At 47.6% G+C, this 4,951-nt stretch carries 4 protein-coding genes; 3 read left to right on the top strand and 1 reads right to left on the bottom strand.

Features of this window, described 5'->3' with window-relative positions:
* The first annotated feature begins 435 nt into the window (after positions 1-435).
* Positions 436-1,176 carry a DNA/RNA nuclease SfsA gene (sfsA, locus tag ACLFWI_RS26595; protein WP_446415423.1) on the top strand — a complete coding sequence of 247 codons (741 nt, stop codon included), beginning with the start codon at positions 436-438 and terminating at the stop codon, positions 1,174-1,176.
* A gap of 220 nt (positions 1,177-1,396) precedes the next feature.
* On the opposite strand, the gene ACLFWI_RS26590 is transcribed toward sfsA, so the two are convergent.
* The gene (locus tag ACLFWI_RS26590) at positions 1,397-2,770 is read right to left on the bottom strand and encodes an SGNH/GDSL hydrolase family protein (RefSeq protein WP_446415422.1); all 1,374 of its coding nucleotides are present in this window, start codon (positions 2,768-2,770) and stop codon (positions 1,397-1,399) included.
* Between the two features lie 150 nt (positions 2,771-2,920).
* Between ACLFWI_RS26590 and ACLFWI_RS26585 the strand changes: the two genes are divergently transcribed.
* Together ACLFWI_RS26585 and ACLFWI_RS26580 are read left to right on the top strand one after the other, a co-directional pair.
* A complete protein-coding gene (locus tag ACLFWI_RS26585) occupies positions 2,921-3,421 on the top strand; it encodes a low molecular weight protein-tyrosine-phosphatase (protein ID WP_446415421.1) in 501 nt (166 codons plus the stop codon).
* Positions 3,418-4,872: a bifunctional orotidine-5'-phosphate decarboxylase/orotate phosphoribosyltransferase gene (locus tag ACLFWI_RS26580; RefSeq protein WP_446415420.1), complete on the top strand. Its 1,455-nt coding sequence runs from the start codon at positions 3,418-3,420 to the stop codon at positions 4,870-4,872. The genes ACLFWI_RS26585 and ACLFWI_RS26580 overlap by 4 nt, the downstream gene beginning before the upstream one ends.
* The last annotated feature ends 79 nt before the right edge of the window (positions 4,873-4,951 follow it).

Here is a 4,951-nt window from a genome sequence, read left to right as displayed (position 1 = left end):
TCTGTTGCACGGGGGAGACCAGAGGATGCTTCGCTTCTGTTGCACGGGGGAGACCAGCGGATGCTTCGCTTTTTGTTCCATGGGGGAAGCCACGGGATGCTTCGCTTTTTTTGGGGGATGACAAAAGATGCTTCGCTTTTGTTTCAAGGGAGAAGGGGAACCAGAACCATCCCTGGCCGATTGGCTTGTTTCAAGCTATAACATCAAAATTGACCCTAACCTCGTGTCATTTTGATATGAGCCATAATCTGTTGCTTTCTAGAATCTGAAGTCATCGAAAAGCCTCGCTGAGGAATGGTGATCGAGCGTTTGATGTGTTCCATGATTCGCTGTTTCCGTTGGTCTGAGTTAGCCATGTTGAGTCCATTGAATGTTACTGTATATTAAGTTATCTTAATATATTCGTTAAGTAATGTGAACAGTTCCCAAAAATTAATGGACGATCGCTCCGATTGGATTTACAGCTACCCGACACTAGAGACGGGGAGATTACTCAGACGCTACAAGCGGTTTTTTGCCGATATTCAGCTTACATCAGGGGAAACCATTGTCGCCCACTGTCCGAATACGGGTCCAATGACAGGCGTTTCCACCCCTGGAAGTTTAGTTCAGGTATCCCGCAGTGATAACCCCAAGCGCAAATTAGCCTACACCTGGGAGATGATCCAAGTCAACGACACCCAACCAACTTGGGTGGGGATTAATACAGCCCGACCCAATCGGGTGATGAAGATCATCCTGGAACAAAGGCTGATTCCGGAATTAGCCAATCGCTACAGCCAAATTCGCCCCGAAGTGGTTTATGGCGCAAACCGGAAAAGTCGGGTCGATTTTTTACTGACGGGGGATAACGAAGCGCCTCCCATCTACTTAGAAGTGAAAAATACGACTTGGGCGCAGGGAACCTTAGCCTTATTTCCCGATACTGTCACCACAAGGGGACAAAAGCACCTACAAGAACTCCAGCAGTTACTACCCCAAGCCAAAGCTATTATGCTTTATTTTATCAATCGGGGGGACTGCGATCGCTTTAGCCCGGGTGACAGTACTGATCCCGTTTATGGCAAACTCTTGCGAGAGGCGGTTCTCCAAGGGCTTGAGGTGTTACCCTGTCGTTTTGAGATTACTCCCCAAGGTATTCGTTATCTAGGGTTAGCCGAGTTTGTTGTTGATTAGAGATGATCGAAGTACCCGCCTACCCCATTAGTTAAGCATAATTATGTGACACCGCATACATCAGATGAGGGTGAGTCGAGATACCTTAATTCTGACGCCGCCTACGATATGCATACAACCGCGATAATCGGGGCAATACCGATAAATGCAGTTAGCTTCCCCATCTTCCAGACGTTCCACGCCTTACGTCTCTACTACCCCATCTCTCCAATCCTTCAGATTAAGGCAAAGGTCGAGACGGAGGCACTTGCAGCTCAGATGAAGCCGTCAGCGTTTGGTATAAGCGTTCAGATAAGATGCGGTTAGCTTCCTCGGTCAAATGAATGGCATCCCAAAACGCCCGATCAGAAAAATCGTTATAAACATCGTAGAAGTTCAGCGTTTTCACATTTTCGGGATACCAGCTTTGAAGCTGATCCAGTGATTTGGCTAAAGCAAAATAGCCATCTTGGATTCGGGTCTGATAATCTGCTCCCAATTCAACCAAAATTTCCTGCTCTCTGAGTGAAATCTGTTGGTTACCCCCACGACCCGTAATTTCGGGTTGTATGGCGATAATTAAAGGAATTCTCGCCCCAGTTGCCAAGCGAATCATTTGCTTGTGGCGATCGCGGTAACGGGTAACCCTTTCTTGCAGTTCCTCTGAGTCAGCAGGAAGATAGTTGGCTAGGTGGGCTGTACCATTCAACGCCGCTAAACTCAGCCGACTCACCGAGGGTTGGGGACGTACTATCCAGTATTGGATGGCTTTAACTAGATAGGTGTTGGTCACCACAGAGGTTAACTCTTGGCGGAGGTGCGTCCAAAAATGCCCAGAGGCATTACTGAGAAATTTTTCAATATGGGGAATGTCTGTTGCTATGCGATCGCTCGGTAGGAGCAAGTCCATGTATCCATCCAAAACAATGATCGCGTCAGGTTGGTAGGGCAAAATTTGCAACGCTAACTGAGCCAATTCATTCCCTGATGCATACCCCGGTACAGCCGCATTAATCACCCGATATTGACCATCTTTAATTTTAGGAGGCAACGCCAACGCCTTTTCTAAATCCGGTTTATAGAAGGGCAAATCTGTCGGTCGATATTTCTCCGGAGAACGCTGCTGTTGAGCAACCCGTTCCTTCAGACGCGCTTCCAGTTGAGCCGCGATAGTGGCTTGATTACTGGGATTCCATTGACCGAATGCTGTTGATCCTCCCAGCAAAAAAATCCGAAATTCATTGTTGGGTTTGGCTAAGGGAACAGGTTCAGTGTGGCGGAATCCTTGGGGATTAATCTGCCAAAAATTGCTAGTTTGCTCGCCTTCAAGCTGATAGCCGACAGCGAGACTACGGTGGGCAGCAAGTCGCCCCTGTTCGGATAAACCCTGGTAAGGCTGGTCATTTTCATTCAAAAACTTGAGGCGGTAAACATTCACGATCGCTGGTTCACCCTCGTAAGCAGCTAGCTCAGCGGTTTTGCCCATGACACCCACCAACAGCCGAGTGGACAATTCTAGGAGAATCAAGACAATCGGAATCGCTAAAACGATCGCGAGCAATGGGAAGGGACGGCGGCGCTTACGGTAGGTGCGACGGCGGCGCGACTTGAACATCAAATAATTTTCCTCAAATCATCACAGAATCGGGCGGCTGCGTTGCTAAACTTAACACGGATGCGGCTATATGACCGACATTAAAACGTGATAGTCACTGCTGATCGCGGGTTAAACATCCAATTTTGTACAGAACTATCCATTATACCTATGCCCTGCAAACTACTCTTTGTCTGCCTTGGTAATATTTGCCGTTCTCCCTCCGCCGAGAACATTATGAATCACTTAATTGAACAAGCGGAACTTCAGCAGAGCATTGTCTGCGATTCGGCGGGGACGGGTGATTATCATATTGGTTCTCCTCCCGATGAACGCATGACTCTAGCCGCCAACCAAAGGGGAATCATCCTCAAGGGCAAAGCCCGACAGTTTCAAGTCTCTGATTTTGAAGCGTTTGACCTGATTTTGGCGATGGATCGGGAGAATTTACGCGACATTCTGTTCCTAGATGCGACGGGGAAGTATCGGGATAAAGTGCGATTAATGTGTGATTTTGCCACTCGTCATCGCATACGAGACGTTCCTGATCCATACTATGGGGGTTCAGAGGGATTTAACCAAGTGATTGATTTACTCCTTGATGCTTGTGAGGGGTTGTTGGAGTATGTAATTAAGACCTATTCCTTACCTGCCAAAGGCAAAGCCCAATGAGCTTTTTTGAGAAAATCAATGCCGCGATCGCCCAAAATCAAAGTTTACTGGTTGTCGGACTCGATCCTAACCCGGAAATGATGCCCAAGCGTTACGCCACTGGAGAATATTCCGGTGATCTGATGGATGGGTTAAGGGATTGGTTGCACTTGATTATCCAGCAAACAGCGGATTTAGTCTGCGCCTATAAGCCCACATTTGGCTTTTACAAGGCGTTGGGCGCACCGGGACTAGACTTATTAGAACAGACACTCGCGGCGATTCCTGACTCCATTCCGATTATTTTAGATGCCAAACATGGTGACCTAAACACCAGCACCGTCTTTGCCGAAACCATTTTCACGCGATCGCGGGTGGATGCGGTTACGCTGAGTCCTTATTCTGGACAAGACCATGTTGCACCCTTTTTAATTTATCCCGGTAAAGCCGTCTTTATTCTCTGCTGCACCTCCAATCCGGCGGCTGTCGCGATTCAGCAGTATCCCCAACCCCAAACCCCCCTTTATTTGCAAGTGGTTAAAGAAGCCAAAACCTGGGGTTCACCCGAAGATTTAGCCCTAGAAGTTGGCACAACTTCACCAGACATATTGGCAAAGATTCGGGCAATTGCCCCAGAACGCTTAATTTTAGCCCGGAGTATCTGGGCGGAGGGGGGCGCTGAACTCAACCAAATTTTAGCGGCTGGGTTAAATGCCAATGGTGAGGGGTTATTAATTCCAGTTCCCCAAGATATGTTAGCCACAGAGGAACCCGCCGCCGCGATAAAACCCCTACGAGAGGAGATTAATCAGGCAAGAGGAAAAAAGATTCAACAGGGTTCTGCTTGTGACCTATGGATGCCCGATGTCTGTTTTCTAGAACAACATCCCCATCAAGATTTAATTCTGCAACTTTATGACATTGGCTGCATTTTATTTGGCGAATTTGTCCAAGCATCTGGAGCCGTTTTTCCCTACTATATTGATTTGCGAAACGTTATATCTAATCCCCAACTTTTCCATCTAATGCTGAGTGCTTATGCCGAGATTCTGCAAACCTTAACCTTTGACCGGATTGCCGGGATTCCCTATGGCTCATTACCCACAGCAACTGGGTTATCCCTGCGCCTGCATCACCCAATGATTTTTCCCCGCAAGGAAGTGAAAGCCCATGGGACGCGACGGGTGATAGAGGGTCACTTTGAGCCAGGGGAAACGGTAGTAGTGGTGGATGATATTTTGATTAGTGGGAAGAGTGTGATGGAAGGGGCGGCGAAGTTGGAGACAGGGGGATTAAATGTGCAGGATATTGTTGTATTTATTGATCATGAAGGTGGGGTGAAGGATAGATTGAAGGCTAATGGTTATCAGGCGCATTCCGTGTTAACGATTTCGGAAATTACCCAAACTCTGTATCAAGCGGGGCGGATTACTCAGGAACAATTCCAAGCATTTAACCACAGTGTTAACTAAGTGAACGTCCCACGCCTTAATTTAAGTTCGTGTTAAGTTCGTAGTTGCGCTTTAGCGCCATAAACACTATAGCGCTGAC

Origin of the sequence: Coleofasciculus sp. (assembly GCF_046539235.1) — a bacterium.
GTDB lineage: Bacteria > Cyanobacteriota > Cyanobacteriia > Cyanobacteriales > Coleofasciculaceae > Coleofasciculus.
This window is presented reverse-complemented; position numbering and strand designations above follow the sequence as displayed.